We start from the raw sequence: 522 nt of genomic DNA, 5'->3' as shown, positions 1-522 counted from the left end.
CTCCTCGCCAGCATACATCACCAGCGTCTTGGGCCCCGGGACGTTGTTCAGATGCTCGATCGTGCAGGCCGCATCGGTCAGCGAGTCGTCCTCGCCCGACATGACGAAACACGGCATCTTGAGCTCGCGGCTGATCCGGAACACGTCCATCCGGTCCATGATCCGCTCCAGCGCCTCCTCGTCGGCGGAGCCCGTCATGTACATGAAGCGCTGCCGGAACGTGGGCGCCGCCATCTGGAAGATCGCCCAGTTGCGCGGCTGGAAGTTGGTGTACATCACCGCCAGTGCCGCGAAGCGCGGCTCCGCCGCCGCCATCTGCGTCGCCCAGAAACTACCGAACGACAGGCCCCACATCATGATCCGCTCGGGGTCCACCTCCGGCCGAGCCGCCGCGGCGTCGAACGCGCTCGTGCCCAGCGCGCCCTGACGGTCGGGATCGTACCAGATGCCGCGGGTGAGGCACGTGCCCTGGCCGGGGCCGTCGAGCATCAGAATCGCAAAGCCGCGGCGCAGGAAGCGGTC

Annotated in this window: 1 protein-coding gene; it reads right to left on the bottom strand. The window is 67.6% G+C overall.

From position 1 onward, the window contains the following. On the bottom strand, positions 1-489 hold a 489-nt coding region (locus ACPV3N_RS13455), incomplete at its 3' end, for an alpha/beta hydrolase family protein (protein ID WP_440118641.1). Positions 490-522: the final 33 nt, after the last annotated feature.

This window comes from Tsuneonella sediminis, from assembly GCF_051912845.1.
GTDB lineage: Bacteria > Pseudomonadota > Alphaproteobacteria > Sphingomonadales > Sphingomonadaceae > Tsuneonella > Tsuneonella sediminis.
Note: the sequence above shows the minus strand (reverse complement) of the source record. Positions and strands in the feature narration are given on the sequence as shown.